This is a genomic window from Thermaerobacter nagasakiensis (assembly GCF_055396825.1).
The window spans coordinates 2,234,076-2,250,824 of the sequence record NZ_AP043740.1 but is presented as its reverse complement, the minus strand read 5'-3'; the positions used below and the strand labels follow the sequence as shown (position 1 = coordinate 2,250,824).

Annotated in this window: 14 protein-coding genes and 1 tRNA gene; all 15 read left to right on the top strand. The window is 74.7% G+C overall.

Features of this window, described 5'->3' with window-relative positions:
- Positions 1–66: 66 nt before the first annotated feature.
- Positions 67–441 (top strand): hypothetical protein, encoded by a 375-nt coding sequence (locus ACZ5T9_RS09605; protein WP_464832840.1) that lies wholly within the window; start codon positions 67–69, stop codon positions 439–441.
- Positions 438–1,262 (top strand): acyl-CoA carboxylase biotin carboxyl carrier protein subunit, encoded by an 825-nt coding sequence (locus tag ACZ5T9_RS09600; protein WP_464832838.1) that lies wholly within the window; start codon positions 438–440, stop codon positions 1,260–1,262. The genes ACZ5T9_RS09605 and ACZ5T9_RS09600 overlap by 4 nt, the downstream gene beginning before the upstream one ends.
- A gap of 6 nt (positions 1,263–1,268) precedes the next feature.
- On the top strand, positions 1,269–2,012 hold the full coding sequence (locus ACZ5T9_RS09595) for a 5-formyltetrahydrofolate cyclo-ligase (protein WP_464832836.1): 744 nt from the start codon (positions 1,269–1,271) through the stop codon (positions 2,010–2,012).
- Between the two features lie 257 nt (positions 2,013–2,269).
- A tRNA-Ala gene (locus ACZ5T9_RS09590) sits at positions 2,270–2,345 on the top strand.
- 358 nt (positions 2,346–2,703) lie between these two features.
- A complete protein-coding gene (gene mraZ, locus ACZ5T9_RS09585; protein ID WP_464832834.1) occupies positions 2,704–3,135 on the top strand; it encodes a division/cell wall cluster transcriptional repressor MraZ in 432 nt (143 codons plus the stop codon).
- A 35-nt stretch (positions 3,136–3,170) separates the two neighbouring features.
- Positions 3,171–4,322 (top strand): 16S rRNA (cytosine(1402)-N(4))-methyltransferase RsmH, encoded by a 1,152-nt coding sequence (gene rsmH / locus ACZ5T9_RS09580; protein ID WP_464832832.1) that lies wholly within the window; start codon positions 3,171–3,173, stop codon positions 4,320–4,322.
- A 28-nt stretch (positions 4,323–4,350) separates the two neighbouring features.
- On the top strand, positions 4,351–5,049 hold the full coding sequence (locus ACZ5T9_RS09575; RefSeq protein WP_464832830.1) for a septum formation initiator: 699 nt from the start codon (positions 4,351–4,353) through the stop codon (positions 5,047–5,049).
- 341 nt (positions 5,050–5,390) lie between these two features.
- Positions 5,391–7,547 carry a penicillin-binding transpeptidase domain-containing protein gene (locus tag ACZ5T9_RS09570; protein WP_464832828.1) on the top strand — a complete coding sequence of 719 codons (2,157 nt, stop codon included), beginning with the start codon at positions 5,391–5,393 and terminating at the stop codon, positions 7,545–7,547.
- A 344-nt stretch (positions 7,548–7,891) separates the two neighbouring features.
- Positions 7,892–9,394, top strand: a complete 1,503-nt coding sequence (locus tag ACZ5T9_RS09565) for a UDP-N-acetylmuramoyl-L-alanyl-D-glutamate--2,6-diaminopimelate ligase (RefSeq protein ID WP_464832826.1) — start codon at positions 7,892–7,894, stop codon at positions 9,392–9,394.
- A gap of 26 nt (positions 9,395–9,420) precedes the next feature.
- Positions 9,421–10,848 carry a UDP-N-acetylmuramoyl-tripeptide--D-alanyl-D-alanine ligase gene (locus tag ACZ5T9_RS09560; RefSeq protein ID WP_464832824.1) on the top strand — a complete coding sequence of 476 codons (1,428 nt, stop codon included), beginning with the start codon at positions 9,421–9,423 and terminating at the stop codon, positions 10,846–10,848.
- Between the two features lie 34 nt (positions 10,849–10,882).
- Positions 10,883–11,878 carry a phospho-N-acetylmuramoyl-pentapeptide-transferase gene (mraY, locus tag ACZ5T9_RS09555; protein WP_464832822.1) on the top strand — a complete coding sequence of 332 codons (996 nt, stop codon included), beginning with the start codon at positions 10,883–10,885 and terminating at the stop codon, positions 11,876–11,878.
- Entirely contained in the window at positions 11,875–13,029 is a 1,155-nt protein-coding gene (gene ftsW / locus ACZ5T9_RS09550; protein WP_464832820.1) for a putative lipid II flippase FtsW, read from the top strand. The genes mraY and ftsW overlap by 4 nt, the downstream gene beginning before the upstream one ends.
- A 155-nt stretch (positions 13,030–13,184) precedes the next feature.
- Positions 13,185–14,318 (top strand): undecaprenyldiphospho-muramoylpentapeptide beta-N-acetylglucosaminyltransferase, encoded by a 1,134-nt coding sequence (murG, locus tag ACZ5T9_RS09545; protein ID WP_464832818.1) that lies wholly within the window; start codon positions 13,185–13,187, stop codon positions 14,316–14,318.
- Between the two features lie 362 nt (positions 14,319–14,680).
- Positions 14,681–15,652: a UDP-N-acetylmuramate dehydrogenase gene (murB, locus tag ACZ5T9_RS09540; RefSeq protein ID WP_156821739.1), complete on the top strand. Its 972-nt coding sequence runs from the start codon at positions 14,681–14,683 to the stop codon at positions 15,650–15,652.
- A 40-nt stretch (positions 15,653–15,692) separates the two neighbouring features.
- Positions 15,693–16,622: a cell division protein FtsQ/DivIB gene (locus ACZ5T9_RS09535; protein WP_464832816.1), complete on the top strand. Its 930-nt coding sequence runs from the start codon at positions 15,693–15,695 to the stop codon at positions 16,620–16,622.
- Positions 16,623–16,749: the final 127 nt, after the last annotated feature.

Sequence of the window (16,749 nt, the reverse complement as noted above, 5' to 3'; positions counted from 1 at the left end):
GAGGAACCCCCGAGGCGGGCCCTGCGCAGTTTCGGGTGCAACCCGGTGTGGGAGGAGGATGGGAGGGTGATTCCTCCGGCGGTGGTGGCCGCCATCATGGCGGCCGTGGAGGCAGAGGCGGGGCAGCCGGTCAGGGTGCTCCGGATCGAACCCCTTGGGCCTGCGCCGGCGAGCCCTTCATGGGCCGGCGGCGGGGCGGCGGGAATCCTTGGGCGCAACCCCATCGCGGGCTCGCCTGCCCTGCCCACGGCGGGTGGCGGGTGGCCGCAGCCCTGGGCCCTGGCCGGCAGGCAAGAGCTGATGGCCGCCGGCACGGCCATGCAGGCGCGCCCCCGCCGGCCCCATCCCCCCGCCGCCCAGCGGCCGGACCGCCGGCAGCAGGCGCCGGCCCAGGACGCCTCCACCCGGCAGGGCCGTAAGGACGGGAGGACACGAGGATGAAACGCTATCGGGTGACGGTCAACGGCTGGGTCTTTGACGTCTGGGTCGAACCGGTGGAGGCGGGCACGGCGGGCCCCGGCGGTACGGCGGGCGCCACCGGGCCGGCGGCGTTTCCCGGCGCCGGTTGGGCCGGGGCGTGGAGCGGGCCGGCGGGACCGGGCTGGCCGGCCGCCGGGCCCGGTGCCGGCCTCTGGCCGGCGGCCGCCATGGGCTGGCCCTGGGCGGCGGGCGGGGTGCTGGGGGCCGGTGGCCCCCTCGGCCCCCTGGGCCCGGCCGGTGGTGGCCCGGGCGGGACCCATCCTGGGGCCTGGGCAGGCTTCGGCCCGGCGTTGCCGGGCACCGCCCCGGCGGTGCCCGGCAACGCGGCGGCGGGCCTTGCGGCGGCGCCGGGGCTATCCCCAGGGGCGCCGCCCGGGGTTGCCGGCGACGCGACGGCGGCGGGGACGGCGCCGCCGCCGGGCCCGGCCGCGGGCGCGGCGCCTGCCGGCGCCGCGCCCGCGGGGGAGGCCGCACAGGGCCGGGGCGGCACCGCCCCCCGGGGGGGCGGTGCCGCCCCGGAGGCCGCAGCACCTGCGGGCCCCAACGGCACCGCCGGCAAGGGGACGCCGGTGACGGCGCCGCTGCCGGGGGTGCTCCTGGACGTGCGGGTTCGTCCCGGGGACCGGGTGGAAGCAGGCCAGGTGGTGGCCATCCTGGAGGCCATGAAGATGGAAAACGAGCTGGCTGCTCCCTGTGCCGGCCGGGTGACCGCGGTGCCCCACACCCGGGGCCAGACGCTCAACCAGGGCGACGCCGTGGCCTGGATCGATCCCGAGGGGTAAGACGCCATGGCCAGTGCTCCCCAGGCGGGGCCACGGGAACGGGTGCCCAGCGCTGGGGCCGGCCCGCCGGGCCCCGGGGCTGCTTCCACCCCCCGCGACGGCGGCAAGGAGGCCTGGCGGCGGCGGCTCCGGGAGGCGTGGCGGGCCTGGTCCCGCACGGAGCGCGGTCCTGTGTCGGCGGCCATCTGCGCCCGGCTGCAGGCCCTCTTGCTGGGACAGGAGCCCTGGCCCGCGGCCGGTGCCGGCAGCGCCCTGCAGCGGCCGGCCGGTGCCGGCGGCGCCCGGAAGCAGCCGGCCGTCGCCGCTGTCATGCTGTACGCGCCCCTGGCGACGGAGGTCGATGTGGCGCCCCTCCTGCCGTGGGCGCGCCGCCAGGGACTGGCGGTGCTGCTGCCGCGGGTCGACCCCGTCCGCCAGGTCATGGAGGCGCGGCAGGTGAGCAGCTGGGACGACACCGAGGAAGGGCCGTGGGGACTCCGGCAGCCCCGGGCCCGCTGCCCTACCCATACGGTGGACGGGAGCACCCTGATCGTGGTGCCGGGCCTGGGCTTTGACCGCCAGGGCTGGCGCCTGGGCCGCGGCGGCGGGTTCTATGACCGGTTCCTCGACCGCCACCCGGCCGCCTGGCGCGCAGGCGTGGTGCCCGCGGCGATGCTGCTGGCCTCGGTACCACGGGATGAGCACGACCGGCGCATGGACCTGGTGGTCAGCGAGGCCGGCGTGCTGGGGCCGTGGTGGGGCATCCGCTGAAGGAGCCGGATCGAGCAGGCGGGGGCGCGTTCGGGTGGCGGGCCTGCCGGTGGCCGCCCGCCGCCTGTGGCCACCCGCCCGCGAAGGGTCCCGCGCCCGGCGTTGCGGTCGGCGGCCGGGCCGGGCCGCTGGACGGGCCGGCGGCCTGGTGCGTGCGGGCGGCACCGGGCGGAGACGCTTCCGGCAGGTGGGGCTCCCGGCCCGGGGGCGGACGGTTGACGCTGCCGGTGGCCGCCTGTAGAATGGGGTTTGTCGGCGGGGCGGTAGCTCAGTTGGGAGAGCGCTGCGTTCGCATCGCAGAGGTCGTGGGTTCGAGTCCCATCCGCTCCACCACCGCCCGTCCACGCGCCGCATCCTGACGCGCCGCAGGATGCGGCGCGTTTCGTTTTTCTTCGACAAGATGGCGGTCCCGCGAAAGGCGCCGGTGCGTCCCACCGGCGCCTTTCGCCATGTTGCGGCGCGCCTGCCGAAGACCGGCGGTTGTTGCGGCGCGCGCCCGTCGCCACCCGTCAAAAAATTGGGACCGCTGGGGGCAGGAGTTGTCCCCGCCGCCCCGAATACACGGGGCCAGTGGTTCAAAGTGGGGTAAAGTGGGGGACAGTGGAGCCCCGGCCCGGCAGCCGGGGCCCCCGGTGGAGAGACCGCCGGCACCGGCGGCGGGGGAACGGCGGGAAGCGAGGCGCGCGCGGGCATGCTGATCGGCGAGTACCGCCACACGGTGGACGACAAGGGGCGCCTGTTCGTCCCCGCCCGGTTGCGGGACGAGCTGGGCGAGCCCCTGGTCATGACCCGCGGCCTCGACCAGTGCCTGTTCGTCTTCCCCCCCGCGGAGTGGCGGAACCTGGAGGCCAAGCTGCGGGCTTTGCCCCTTGCCCAGTCCAGCGCCCGCGCCTTCGTCCGGATGCTGCTCTCGGGCGCCTGCGAGTGCGTGCCGGACAAGCAGGGCCGCATCCTCTTGCCCCAGACCCTGCGCGAGTACGCCGGTATCGACCGGGAGGCGGTGCTGATCGGGGTGGGCAACCGGGTGGAAATCTGGTCCGCGGAGCGCTGGACACGCTACGTGGAAGAGGCGTCGGAGGCCTACTCCCGGATCGCCGAGCAGATCGTCGACCTGGGGATCTGACAGGGGTCCTAAAGGGCCAGCGGGGAGTCACCACGATGGCCAGCGCGCGGCACGACAACCAACGAGGCGCCCTAACCGAACCTGGCGTGCCAGTCCCCCTGGCCGGACCGGGGGCCGGTGACGGCACCCCTGCGCAAGCTTCCGGGACCGCTGCCGGGACACCTGCCGGGGCCCCTGGGGCTGCTTCCGGGGCCACGGGGACCCCTCCTGGGGCCGCCGGGACCCCGCGCCACATCCCCGTCCTGCTGGCGGAGGTCCTGGCCTACCTGCAACCGGAGCGGGGAGGCCGGTTCGTCGACGGGACGGTGGGGGCGGGCGGCCACGCCGCCGCCATCCTGGAGGCGGCGGGGGAGGCCGGGCGGTTGCTGGGCATCGACCGCGACCCGCAGGCGCTGGCCCTGGCCGCGGCGCGGCTGGCGCCCTTCGGGGACCGGGTGCGCCTGGTCCAGGGCAACTTTCGCGACCTGGGCCGCCACCTGGCCGCCGCGGGCTGGAAGGCCGTGGACGGCATCCTCCTGGACCTGGGGGTTTCCTCGATGCAACTGGACGATCCGGCCCGCGGGTTCAGCTACCAGGTGGACGCGCCCCTGGACATGCGCATGGATCCGAGCCAGCCGGTGACGGCCGCGGATCTGGTGAACACCGCCAGCCGTGACCAGCTGGCCCGGTGGATCGCCGAGTACGGGGAAGAGCGCTGGGCCGGCCGCATCGCCGACTTCATCGTGGCGGCGCGCCAGCGCCGGCCCATCACCACCACCCTGCAGCTGGTGGAGGTCATCAAGGACGCCGTTCCGGCCCGGGCCCGGCGCCGGGGCGGGCACCCTGCCCGGAGGACCTTCCAGGCCCTGCGCATCGCCGTGAACAACGAGCTGGAGGGCCTGGAGGCCTTCCTTCAGGAGGCGGCGGGTTACCTGCGTCCCGGAGGACGGCTGGTAGTCATCAGCTTTCATTCGCTGGAAGACCGGGCGGTGAAACGGGCCTTCCGCGCCCTGGCCGCCCGGAAGGCGGCGGGCGAGGAGGGGGCCGCCTTCCAGATCCTCACCCGCCGGCCCGTGACCCCGGGGGACGAGGAGGAGCGCCGGAACCCGCGCGCCCGCAGCGCGAAGCTTCGGGCCCTGGAGCGCAGCACCGGCGGTCCGGAACCCCTGGAAACGGCTCCGGACATAGACGGAAGCGGGGGCGAATAGCACTATGGTACGAGCCGGAAACACCGCTGTGGCACCGCGCTGGCCCGCGGATTCCACCGCACCCTGGCTGGACCCGGATGGGGGACGCCCCGGGGAGCTCCCGCGCCCGTCCCGGCGCTACCGGGTGCGCCGCAGGCTGCGCCTGCGGCCCGAGGCGCGGCTGGTGGCCGCGGTGGGCACGCTGTTCCTCCTGGCCGTGCTGGTCGTCAGCCGGTATGCGGTCCTGTACGAGATGAACCGGGCCATTCTGCAGCGCCAGCAGGAGCTGGCCGCACTCCAGCGGGCCACCGAGCGGCTGGAGATCGAGGTGGCGGGGCTGGATTCCCTGGAGCGGCTGGAGAGCGCCGCCCGTCAACGGGGTTATGAAGAACCCGCCTCGGTGCGGGCGGTGCGGGTGCCGGCCCCCGCCGTCCAGGCGGCGGACCCGGGGGCTCCGGCCGGGTCCCCGGCGGCGAGGGCCGGAGCCACCGGCCGGCCCGTGCAGGAGGCGGTGATCGCACTGGAGCCCGCTACGGCCGCCGGCCCGTCCCCGGCCCGGCCCGCCGCCGGGCCCGGGAAGACCGCGGCCGCGGAGGCGGCTGCCGCCGGAGGCACGGCCGGATCGCCCGGCGCGATGGGTGCCCAGGGCGCCGGGGCCGGCCCAGCGCCAGACAACCAGGGGACAACGGAAGGCCCGGCAGCGGCCGGCTGGCTGCTCGGACTCTGGCGGCACTGGCTGGGCGGATGAAGGCCCTGGCCTGGCCAATCAAGGGCCCGCCGGCGCCGGGCGGCCGCCACGGCCGGCGGGCAGGCCCGCGACTCCCCCCCCCCGCGATGGCCGGGGAAGCCCCGGGTCGCCCGGCGGCCCGGGATGGCACCCGCGGAGTACCGGCTAAAAGGTCAATCGCGGGTGGTACCGGAACGGCCGGGTGGTACCGGAACGGCGGCGGGCGGCGGCCGCGTGGGACGGCGGGAGATCCCGGACCCGGCGACTCCCGGGCCGCCGGCGGGCCCGGGTACGGCTCCTTCCGGCCGGCTTGAAGGTGCCCTGGGAACGACGGCTTGGTACGAAGCAGGAGGCGGTTCGGGATGGGCCGGACGGCGCCAGGCTTTCCGGCCGTTCGTATGCCCGGGATGGGGCTGCGGCGGCGGATCCTGCTGGTCTTTCTCGTGTTCACCCTGGCGCTGGCCGTACTGGCCGGCCGGCTGGTGACCATCCAGGTGGTCCGGGGCGAGGCGTTGCGACAAAAGGCGCTGGACATGCGGCTCTGGCAGGTGCCCGTGCAGGCCCGCCGGGGCGACATCGTCGACCGCAACGGGCGGCCGCTGGCCACCAGCACCGACGTGGACACCGTCTACGTGGCGCCGGCCGAGCTGCAGGAAGCGGCCCGCAAGGGCCAGGTCGACATCGAGCAGGCCGCCCGGGACCTGGCCCGCGTGCTCCACATGGACCCCCAGGAAGTCTACGAGAGGCTGACGGTGCCCCACGCCTTCTGGTACGTCAAGCGGCGGGTCACCGACGCCGAATCCCGGGCCGTGCGCCAGCTCGACATCCCCGGCGTGCACATCACCCAGGAGGCGCGCCGGTTCTACCCCAAGGGCGAGCTGGCCGCCCACGTCCTGGGCTTTGCCGGTGTCGACAACCAGGGCCTGGAGGGCATCGAGGCCTACTACGACGACAAGCTGTCGGGCAAGGACGGCTACATCGCCACCGAGTACGACGCCCTGGGCCGGCCCATCCGGCTGCCCACGGTCCAGGCCCGCTACGTGCGGCCGGCGCCCGGCCTGACCCTGCGCCTGACCATCGACGAGACCATCCAGTACATCGCCGAGCGGGAGCTGGAGCGGGCGGTGATCCAGCACGGGGCCAGGGGCGGGGTCATCGTGGTGATGGACCCGCGCACGGGCGGCATCCTGGCCCTGGCCTCCCGGCCCACCTACGACCCCAACCGGTTTGCCGACTTCCCCCGCCAGAACTGGCGGATCAAGCCGGTGGCCGATGCCTTCCCGCCGGGGTCGATCTTCAAGATCATCACCGGCTCGGCGGCCGTGGACGCGGGCAGGGTCACCCCCGACACCATCGTGGACGACCCCGGCTTCCTCACCGTCGGCGGCGAGACGATCTCCAACTGGAACCAGGCGGGCCTGGGTTCCGTGCCCTTTCGCGAGGGGTTCGCCCACTCGTCCAACGTGGTGTTCGGCAAGATGGCCCTGGCCCTGGGCAAGCCGCTCTTCTACCAGTACCTGGACCGGTTTCACATCGGCCAGCTGACGGGGATCGACCTGCCCGGCGAGGCCACGGGCATCGTGCCGCCCATGGACCAGGCGACGCTCCTTGACCTGGCCATCATGGGCTTCGGCCAGACCCTGACCACCACCCCCATCCAGATGGCGGCGGCGGTGGCCGCGGTCGCCAACGACGGGGTGTGGCAGACGCCCCACCTGGCCCAGGCGTGGCTGGATCCCGAGGGGCAGGTGGTGGAGGAGGTGCAGCCCGCCGAGCGCCGCCAGGTGATCAAGCCCGAGACGGCCCGCACCATCCGGGAGCTGATGCGCGGGGTGGTGGAACAGGGTACCGGCAGCCGGGCCCGGATCCCCGGCTACGACGTGGGCGGCAAGACGGGCACGGCCAACAAGGTGGAAGAGGGCCGGGTGGTCCAGAAGTACATCGGCTCCTTCGCGGGGCTGGTGCCCGTGGAGGAACCGCGCCTGGCCATCGTGGTGTCCATCGACGAGCCGTCGGGAATCTATTACGGCGGCTACGTGGCGGCGCCGGTCTTCCAGGCGGTGGCCCGGGACGTGCTGCGCTATCTGGGCGTGCCCCCCACCCGGGAAGAACGGGCCGACCCCAAGCGCCTGCGGCAGGTGCCCAACCTGATGAACCTGACCCGCCAGGAAGCCCGCCAGCGGGCCCACGCGGCCGGTTTCGAGGTGACCTTCGAGGGCGGCGGCCCGCGGGTGGTGGGCCAGTTCCCCGCCGCCGGCGCGCAATTGGAACAGGGCAGCACGATCATCCTCTATACCGAGGCGGCCTTCCGGCAGGATGAGGAAGGCCGGGTGACGGTGCCCGACCTGCGCGGGCTGGACTATGCGGCCGCCGCCGAGCGGCTGGCGGCGGCGGGCCTGCAGATGGAGGCGCGGGGCGACCGGGAGGGCGTGGTGGCGGGGCAGCAGCCGCGAGCCGGCACCCGGGTTCCCATCGGGTCGGTGGTGACGGTGATCTTCCAGGCGCCGGCATCGCGGTAGAACCGGGCCCGGGGGCCGGGCCGGCGGCGGGCCACCGGCCCGGCCGGCGGACCCGCCCGCTCGGGGCGCCGGGCCGGTCCCGGCAGGCCACCGGGGTGTCATGGCCAGGGAGAGTTGCTATACTTCGGTCCGGCCCCCAAGGGGCGTTCCCCCGCGGCCGTTCCGCCCGGGCGAGTCCGCCCCGGCACCGGCGGCCGGCGGGACCCGGGCCGGCTGGGCCCCGGGAGCCCAGGCGGGCCGCCGGGGCTCGGGCCGCCGGGGCCGGGCGCCTCGGGGGGGCGGCTCGGCCGCCGGTTCGCCCCAAGGCAGCGAGCCTTCAAACCGCAGGGTAAGGAGACGGGCCCATGGTGAACCTCCAAGACCTGATCGCCGTGCTGCCCGACAAGACCGTGACCGGTCCCGCCGGCCGGCCGATCCAGGGCATCACCTACGACTCCCGGCGCGTCGAGCCGGGATTCCTGTTCGTGGCCATCCGCGGCCTGCGTTACGACGGCCACTCCTTCATCGCCGAGGCCGTGGCCCGGGGAGCCGCCGCGGTGGTGGGCGAGCGCCCCCTGGCGCTGGAGGGCGTGCCCTACGTCCAGGTCCCCTCCAGCCGCCTGGCCCTCGGGCTCCTGGCCTCGGCCTTCTACGGCCACCCCAGCGCCAGCCTGGTCATGGTGGGAGTCACGGGGACCAACGGCAAGACGACCACCACCCACCTGATCCGCTGGGTGCTGGAAGCGGGCGGCCACCCCACGGGCCTCATCGGCACGGTGCACAACATCATCGCCGGCCGCTCCCTGCCGGTGGAACGCACCACCCCCGAGGCGGCGGACCTGCAGAAGCTGCTGGCCGCCATGCGGGACGAGGGGATGACCCACGCGGTGATGGAGGTCTCGTCCCACGCCCTGGCGCTGCAGCGGGTGGCGGGGTGCGCCTTCGATGTCGGCGTTTTCACGAACCTCACCCAGGACCACCTGGATTTCCATGCCTCCATGGAGGACTACGCGGCCGCCAAGGCCCGCCTGTTTGCGCGCCTGGGCCGCAACGAGATCCCGGGTACCACCAAGCCCGGCCCCAAGGCGGCGGTGATCAACGCCGACGACCCCTGGGGCGAGTTCATGGCGGCCCGCAGCAACGCGCCGGTGGTGACCTACGGCCTGCACCGGCCGGCGGACGTCACGGCCCGCCAGGTGGAGGTCGAACCCGGCGGGATCCGCTTCATCCTGGTGAGCCGGCAGGGGGAGGCCCCGGTCCGGCTGCGCCTGACCGGCCGGTTCAACGTGTACAACGCCCTGGCCGCGGCCGGTGCCGGTCTGGCCCTGGGGCTGGATCCGGCCACGGTGGCCCGGGGCCTGGAGAGCCTCCAGGCGGTTCCGGGGCGCCTGGAGCGCATCGACCGCGGCCAGCCCTTCGCGGTGATCGTGGACTACGCCCACACGCCCGACGGGCTCGATAATGTGCTCCGGAGCGTGCGCGAGCTGGCCGGCCAGGGCCGGGTCATCTGCGTCTTCGGCTGCGGCGGCGACCGCGACCGGGGCAAGCGGCCCCAGATGGGTGCCATCAGCGCCAGGCTGGCCGACTACACCGTGCTGACCTCCGACAACCCGCGCAGCGAAGACCCGGAGGCGATCCTGGACGACATCGAGGCCGGGGTCCGGCGGGTGCCGGGCGCGGCCTACGAGCGGGTGACGGACCGGGCAGCGGCCATCCGGCGGGCCCTGGAGCTGGCCCGGCCCGGCGACGTGGTGGTCATCGCGGGCAAGGGGCACGAGGACTACCAGATCTTCGCCGACCGGACCATCCACTTCGACGACCGGGAGGTGGCGGCGGAAGCCCTGGCCGCCCTGGGTTACCGGGGCTGAGGCGGGTCCACGGAGGGGGTGAGGGCATGCGGCTCGCCATGGCGGAGGTCGCGGAGGCCACCGGCGGGCGCCTGGTGGCCGGCGACGGCGGCGTGACCGTGGCCGGCGGTGCGGTCGACAGCCGGCGGGTCGAGGCGGGGAACCTGTTCTTCGCGCTGCCGGGACAGCGGGTCGACGGGCACCAGTTCGTCGGGCAGGCGCTGGCGGCGGGGGCCCGGGGAGCGGTGATCGCCCGCCCCCTGGCGGAGGTGCTGCCCGGCGGGCCTCCGCCGGGCACGGCGGTGGTGGAGGTGGCCGATACCCGCCAGGCCCTGGCCAGCCTGGCCCGCTGGGTGCGCCGCCGGCGGCCCGGCCTGCGGGTGGTGGGGATCACGGGCAGCGTGGGCAAGACCACCACCAAGGAAATGACCGCCGCGGTCCTGGAGCAGCGTTTCGCCGTGCTGAAGACGGCGGGCAACTACAACACGGACATCGGCCTGCCCCTCACCCTGCTGGACCTGGAGGACCACCACCAGGTGGCGGTGCTGGAGATGGCCATGCGGGGGCTCGGGGAGATCGCCCGGCTGGCCTCCATTGCCGAGCCCGACATCGGCGTGGTGACGGTGGTGGCCGAATCCCACCTGGAGTTCCTCGGCAGCCTGGAGAAGATCGCCCAGGCCAAGGGCGAGCTGGTGGAGGCGCTGCCTGCGGATGGCGTGGCGATCCTCAATGCCGGCGACCCCCGGGTGCGGGCCATGGCCGCCCGGACCCGGGCCCGGGTGCTCACCTTCGGGGTCGAGGGCGGCGCCGACGTGAGGGCGGTGGCGGTGGAGAGCCGGGGTCCCGGCACCCGGTTCCGGCTGGAGATCCCGGGTGGCGACGCCGCCACCGTCGAACTGGCCCTGCCGGGGCCAGCGGCCGTGACCTGTGCCCTGGCGGCAGCGGCGGTGGGCGTGGTGCTGGGGCTGGATCCGGACGCCATCGCGGCGGGCCTGGGCCGGGCGCGGCCCGCGTCCCTGCGCAGCGAGATCCGGCAGGCCGGTTCGTGGACCCTCTTCATCGATTGTTATAATGCCTCGCCGACCTCGACGGCTGCGGCCCTGCAAGCCTTGCGGCAGGTCGCCGGGGACCGGCGGGCGGTGGCCATCCTGGGCGACATGTTCGAACTGGGGGACTGGGCGGAAGAGGGGCATCGCCGGACGGGACAGGCGGCCGCCCGCAGCGTCGATGTGCTGCTGGCCGTAGGCCGCTGGGCGCCGGCCCTGGTGGAAGGCTGGCGCCAGGCCGGCGGCGCGGCCGGGGCTGCCGCGGCGTATCCGGACAAGGCCGCCCTGCTGGCGGATCTGGACCGGTGGCTCCATCCGGGCGACGCCATCCTCATCAAAGGGTCCCGGGGCATGGCCATGGAAGAGGTGGCCGGCGCCCTGTTGGCCCGGGCGGGTGCTGCCGGTTCCGCCCCCGGGGCGGAGGGATGAGGCGAAGGCTGGAACGGAAAGGAACGGGCCTTTCATGACGATGGATCTCTGGCCGGTGCCGGTCCTGGCCCGGCTGGGCCTGGCGGCGGTGCTGTCGGCGGGGATGGCCCTGGTGCTGGGGCCGGTGGTCATCCCCTGGCTGGAACGGTTGCGCTTCGGGCAGACGGTGCGCGAGCAGGGACCGGCCCGGCACCGGGTCAAGCAGGGCACGCCCACCATGGGCGGGGTGATCTTCCTGGTCCCGGCCCTGCTGGTGACGGGCTGGCTGGCACCGCCCACCCCTGCCACCCTCCTGGTGCTGGGTGTGACCCTGGCCTTTGGTGCCGTGGGCCTGGTCGACGACTATCTCAAGGTCGCCCTGCGGCGTTCCCTGGGGCTGCGGGCGCGGGCCAAGCTGTTCTGGCAGGTGGCCGGGGCCGCCCTGCTGGTCTACCTGGCCCAGGTGTGGCTGGGGCGGGGGACCGCGGTGTGGGTGCCCTTCGGTGCGGGCTGGTGGGATCTGGGTGGCTGGTACTACCCCCTGGCCGTGCTGGCGGTGGTGGCCAGCGCCAACGCCGTCAACGAGACCGACGGCCTGGACGGGCTGGCCGCCGGGTCCACCCTGATCGCGCTCTCGGTGTTCTTCTACGCGGCCGCCCGCTCGGGACGGTATGACCTGGCGATCTTCATCGTATCCTTGGGCGCGGCCCTGGCCGGGTTTCTCTGGTTCAACCTGCACCCGGCCCGGGTGTTCATGGGCGATACGGGGTCGCTGGCCCTGGGCGCCGCCCTGGGGGGGCTGGCCGTGCTGACGGGGACCGAGCTGGTGCTGCCGGTGGCAGGGATGCTGTTCGTGCTGGAGACCCTTTCGGTGATCGTGCAGGTGGCCAGCTTCCGGCTGACGGGCCGGCGCATCCTGCGCATGAGCCCGCTCCACCACCACTTCGAGCTCAGCGGCTGGACCGAGGCCCAGGTGGTGTATCGCTTCTGGGCCGCCGGCCTGGGCTTTGCCCTGGCGGGCTTCCTGGCCCTGGGAGGTTTTCCGGGATGAACTCGGCCGCCGGCCGCGGTCACCGGCCCGGGGTCCGCTGGGGCCTGGCGACGGCCCCTGCCGGCCGGGCAGGGGAGATGGACCGGACGATCTTCGCCGTCACGGTGATCCTGCTGGCCCTGGGCATCGCCATGGTCTTCAGCGCCAGCTTCGCCAAGGCCATCGACGACGCCGGCGATCCCTTCTATTTCTTGAAGAGGCAGCTGCTCTGGGCGCTGATCGGGGTGCCGGTGATGTGGGCCTTCTCCCACATCGAGTACGGCTACTGGCGGCAACTGGCCCGCCCGGCCCTGTACAGCACCCTGCTGTTCCTGGTGGCGGTGCTGCTGGTGGGCGCCGCGCGGGGCGGCGCCGAGCGGTGGATCGATTTCGGCTTTTTCAGCTTCCAGCCCTCGGAATGGGCGAAGTTTGCGCTGTGCATCTTCTTTGCTGACTATTTCGCCCGCACCGGGTCGCGGGTGCAGGACTTCTGGCGCGGGCTCGGCCCGTGGCTCCTGGTGGTCGGCCTGGTGGCAGGGCTGATCATGCTCCAGCCCGACCTGGGCACCACCCTGGCCATCGGGGGCATGGCGGTGCTGATGGCCTTCCTGGCGGGAGCCCGCCTGGGGCACCTGGTGGGGCTGGCCGCGGCGGCCGTTCCTTTGCTGATCGTGGCCGTGACCCAGTCGGAGTACCGCTGGAAGCGCATCACCGCCTTCATCGACCCCTGGGCCGACCCCCAGGGCACCGGTTACCACCTGATCCAGGGCCTTCTGGCCCTGGGCTCGGGCGGCTGGTTCGGGCTCGGCTTCGGCCTCAGCCGGCAGAAGATCTGGTACCTGCCCGAGCAGCACACCGACTTCATCTTCGCCGTCCTGGGGGAGGAACTGGGCCTCTTGGGCACCCTGACGGTGCTGGCCCTCTACGCGGTGCTGATCTGGCGCGGGTTCCGTACCGCGGCCACGGCGCCCGACACCTTCGGCGCCCTGCTGGCGGCCGGCATCACCTCGATCATCGCCATCCAGGTGGTGGTGAACGTGGGGGTGGTGACGGCCACGCTGCCCATCACCGGGATCACCCTGCCGCTGCTGAGCTACGGAGGTTCATCCCTGGTGGTGACCCTGGCGGCCATCGGCATCCTGATCAACATTTCCCGGCATTGCCCGCCGTAGCGCTCGGGGCCTGGTGCCTGGGCCCGCGTCCACGGGGCGGGACCCGGCGGGACCGGCAAGAACGGGGCGGGACCGCCGCGCCCTGGTGACGGGCCGGCGCATGCGCCCAGGACGCACCGGGCGGGCCAGGGGGATTGGGGGAAGCAGGCTTGCGCGTGCTTCTGACAGGGGGAGGAACGGGGGGCCACATCTATCCGGCCCTGGCCATCGCCGCCGAGCTGAAGCGGCGGGTGCCCGGCTGCGAGATGCTCTATGTCGGCACCCGCGAGGGGCTGGAAAGCCGCATCGTGCCCCGGGCAGGCCTGCCCTTCGTCACCGTCAGTGCCCGCGGGCTCATGCGCAAGGGCCCGCGGGAGGTGCTGGCCGGGATCCTGTCCCTCACCCGGGGCCTCTGGCAGGCCGACCGCATCGTGGCCCGCTTCCGGCCCGACGTGCTGGTGGGCACCGGCGGGTACGTGGCCGCGCCCGTGGCCCTGGCGGCGGTGCGCAGGGGGGTCCCCCTGGTGATCCAGGAGCAGAACGCCGTGCCCGGGGCGACGAACCGGCTCCTGGCGCGGTGGGCGCAGGCCGTCTGCGTTCCCTTTGCGGAGGCGGGCCGGTTCTTCCCCGAGGGAGCCCGGGTGGTGGTGACGGGCAACCCCGTGCGGCCGGAGATCCTCTCCGCCCGGCGGGACGAGGCCCGGGCCCGGCTGGGGCTGGACGGATCGGAGCCCGTGGTGCTGGTGACGGGCGGAAGCCGCGGCGCCGAACGGATCAACGCCGCGGCCCTGGAGCTGGCCGTGGCCGTGGCGGGTTGGGCCCGCGGCGTGCTGCTGTGGGCCTGCGGCGAGCGCTACCACGGGGAGATGGCCACCGGCCTGGCCCGGCGGCTGGCGGAGGCCGGGCGCGATCCGGGCCCGCGGGTGCGCCTCTTCCCCTACATCGACGACATGCCCACGGCCTACGCGGCGGCGGACCTGTACATCGGGCGGGCGGGGGCCACCACCCTGGCGGAGATCACGGCGCGCGGCCTGCCCGCGGTGCTGATCCCCTCGCCCCACGTGGCCCACCACGAGCAGGACGCCAACGCCCGGGTGCTGGAGCAGGCAGGGGCGGCGGTGGTGATCGCCGACGCCGAGCTGACGGGAGCCCGGCTGGTGGACGTGGTGACCGGACTCCTCGCAGCACCCGAGCGCCTGGCCGCCATGGCGCGGGCCAGCCGCCAGCTGGGGCGGCCTGATGCCACGGCGGCCATCGCCGACCGGGTGCTGGCGGCGGCGGGCGTGCCGGTCGCCGCCGGGGGGAGCTAGGGCCCGGGCGGCGGGTGCCGGGGCCGTGGGCGCCGGCCGTGCCCGCCCGGCAGGGGGCACCCGCCGTACGGCCAAAACGTACATAGGGTGTGAAGCGGCGGAAACGTGGAGGGGCGGGAAGACCGGGGGCGGAGGGTGGCACCCCGGCAACCTGGTCGGGCGAGAAAGCGCCCCAGAGGATCGCCCCCAAGGGCCGGTCACACGCCGGCAGAGGGGCTCGGCGGCAGGGACCTGCGGCGCCGGGGACGCCTTTTCCAGGCGCCTGCGGACCGCCCGGGGGGCAAGGGACTGCACGTTGGCATGACGGGAGGGCGCCGGCACGCCGCCGGCGACAGGGGTCGATGGCGGTGGATCGGGAGGCCATGGCAAGGGAGCTGCAGGGCTTGGTCCAGGGCGCGGTGCGGGTTGCCGAGCCCCTGGCCCGCTACACCACCTTTCGCATCGGCGGGCCGGCGGAGCTCCTGGTGGAACCGGCAGCCGAGGACGACCTGGCGCGGACCTTGACCTGGGCCCGGGAGCGCGGGCTGCCCGTCACCCTGCTGGGCGGGGGGAGCAACGTGCTGGTGCCCGATGAGGGGTTGCCGGGGGTTGTGGTGCGGATCGGGCTGGACGGCATCCGCTGGGAGCCGCCCGATCCGCAGGGCCGCCGCGGGGTGGTGGTGGGGGCCGGCACGGTGCTGGCCCGCCTGGTGCACGAGGCGGCCCGGCGGGGCTTCCGGGGACTGGAGCCCTGCGCAGGGATCCCCGGCACCGTGGGCGGTGCCCTGGTGATGAACGCGGGCACCCGCCACGGCAGCATCGGCCAGGTGGTGGACTGGGTCCGGGTGGTCGAACCCGCCGGCCGGGTGGCCCGGTGGTCCCGGGAGGAATGCGGTTTCGCCTACCGGTCCAGCCGCATGCAGAAGGAGGCCGTGCCGGTGGTGGCCGCCCGGCTCGTCCTGGAGCCGGGCGACCCCCGGGTGATCCTGGAGGAGATCCGCCGCCACACCGCCTACCGCCAGCGGACCCAGCCCCTGCGCTACCCCAACTGCGGCAGCGTGTTCAAGAACCCGCCGGGGGACGCCTCGGGGCGCCTGATCGAGGCCTGCGGGCTCAAGGGGCTGCGGCACGGCCAGGCCCAGATCAGCGAGCAGCATGCCAACTTCATCATCAACCTGGGCGGTGCCCGGGCCGAGGACGTGCTGGCGCTGATGACCACCGCCTGGCGCTGCGTGCGCGACCGGTTCGGCATCACGCTGGAGCCGGAGGTGCGCCTGCTGGGATCGCTGGCCCGCCGCTGGCCACCCGAGGCACCCGAACGGGATGCCGCTTCCGGGGCCACGGAACCGGCCTGAGGCCCCGGGGCCGGGCGGGGGAGAACGGGGGAGACCGCAGGTGCTGGGCGAAGGGACAAGCCTCTGGGCACGGGAGATGCGGCAAAGGCGGCTGCGGGTGCGGCGCGTGGCGCTGCTGGCCGTGCTGGCGGCAGCACTGCTGGGGCTCTACCTCTTCATGCGCTCGCCCTACTTCGCCCTGGACCACCTGCGGATCCGCGGCTACCAGCGGCTGGATCCGGTCACCATCCGCGACTGGGCCGGCATTCCCCCCGGCACCCTGATCTGGCGGGTCGATCCCGGCGCCGTGGCCCGGCGCCTCGAAGCCCACCCGCGGGTGGCGGGCGCGGAGGTGCGGCGGGAGTGGCCCCGGGGGCTTGTCATCGAGATCCAGGAACGGCCCGCCGTGGCCGTGCTGGTCGACCCGGCGGGCCGGCACTGGGCCGAGCTGGACGCCCAGGGCCGCATCCTCGGCGCCGGCCGGGGCACGCCCGCTCCGCCGGCGGCGGTGGAGGCGGGCGCCACCCCGGCGGCCGGGGACGGGAAGGGGGGCACGGGCGAGGGAGAGGCCGGCTCCCAGCCCGGTGCACCCCTTCCCCTCCTGACGTGGGCGGAAGAAGGCGGGGCGGGCGGCGCCGGGGTGGCGCCCCTGCACCTGGCAACCCCTCTGGTCTGGGAGCCGGGCCGGTTCGTCCCCGCACCCCTGACCCAGGCCGCCGGCGTGGCCGCGGTGCTGGCCCAGGCCGGCCTGCCGGACCCGCCCCGGCGGCTGGTGGTGGGGCAGGGGCCCGTCCTGGTGATCCAGTTGTCCAGCGGGATCCCCGTGCGCTGGGGCATGCTGGATGGCGAGGTGGTTCCCAGGGTCCGGGCGCTGGCGGCGGCCCTGGTGGCCCTGCAGGGGGAGGCCGGGCCGGAGGCTCCGGCTTACATCGACGTGACCGATCCCGACCGGCCCGTTCTGGGGCCACGCCGGGCGGACCCCGGTGACTGACCCGGCGGGCGGCCGGCAGGGAACCGGGCGGCTCTGTGGAACTCAAGCTAGAAGTTTGTCCCGCGGTTCAACCGAACGAGGCATCGCAACGATATAGGGATCGAAGAACCCTTGTCCCGGGATCGCA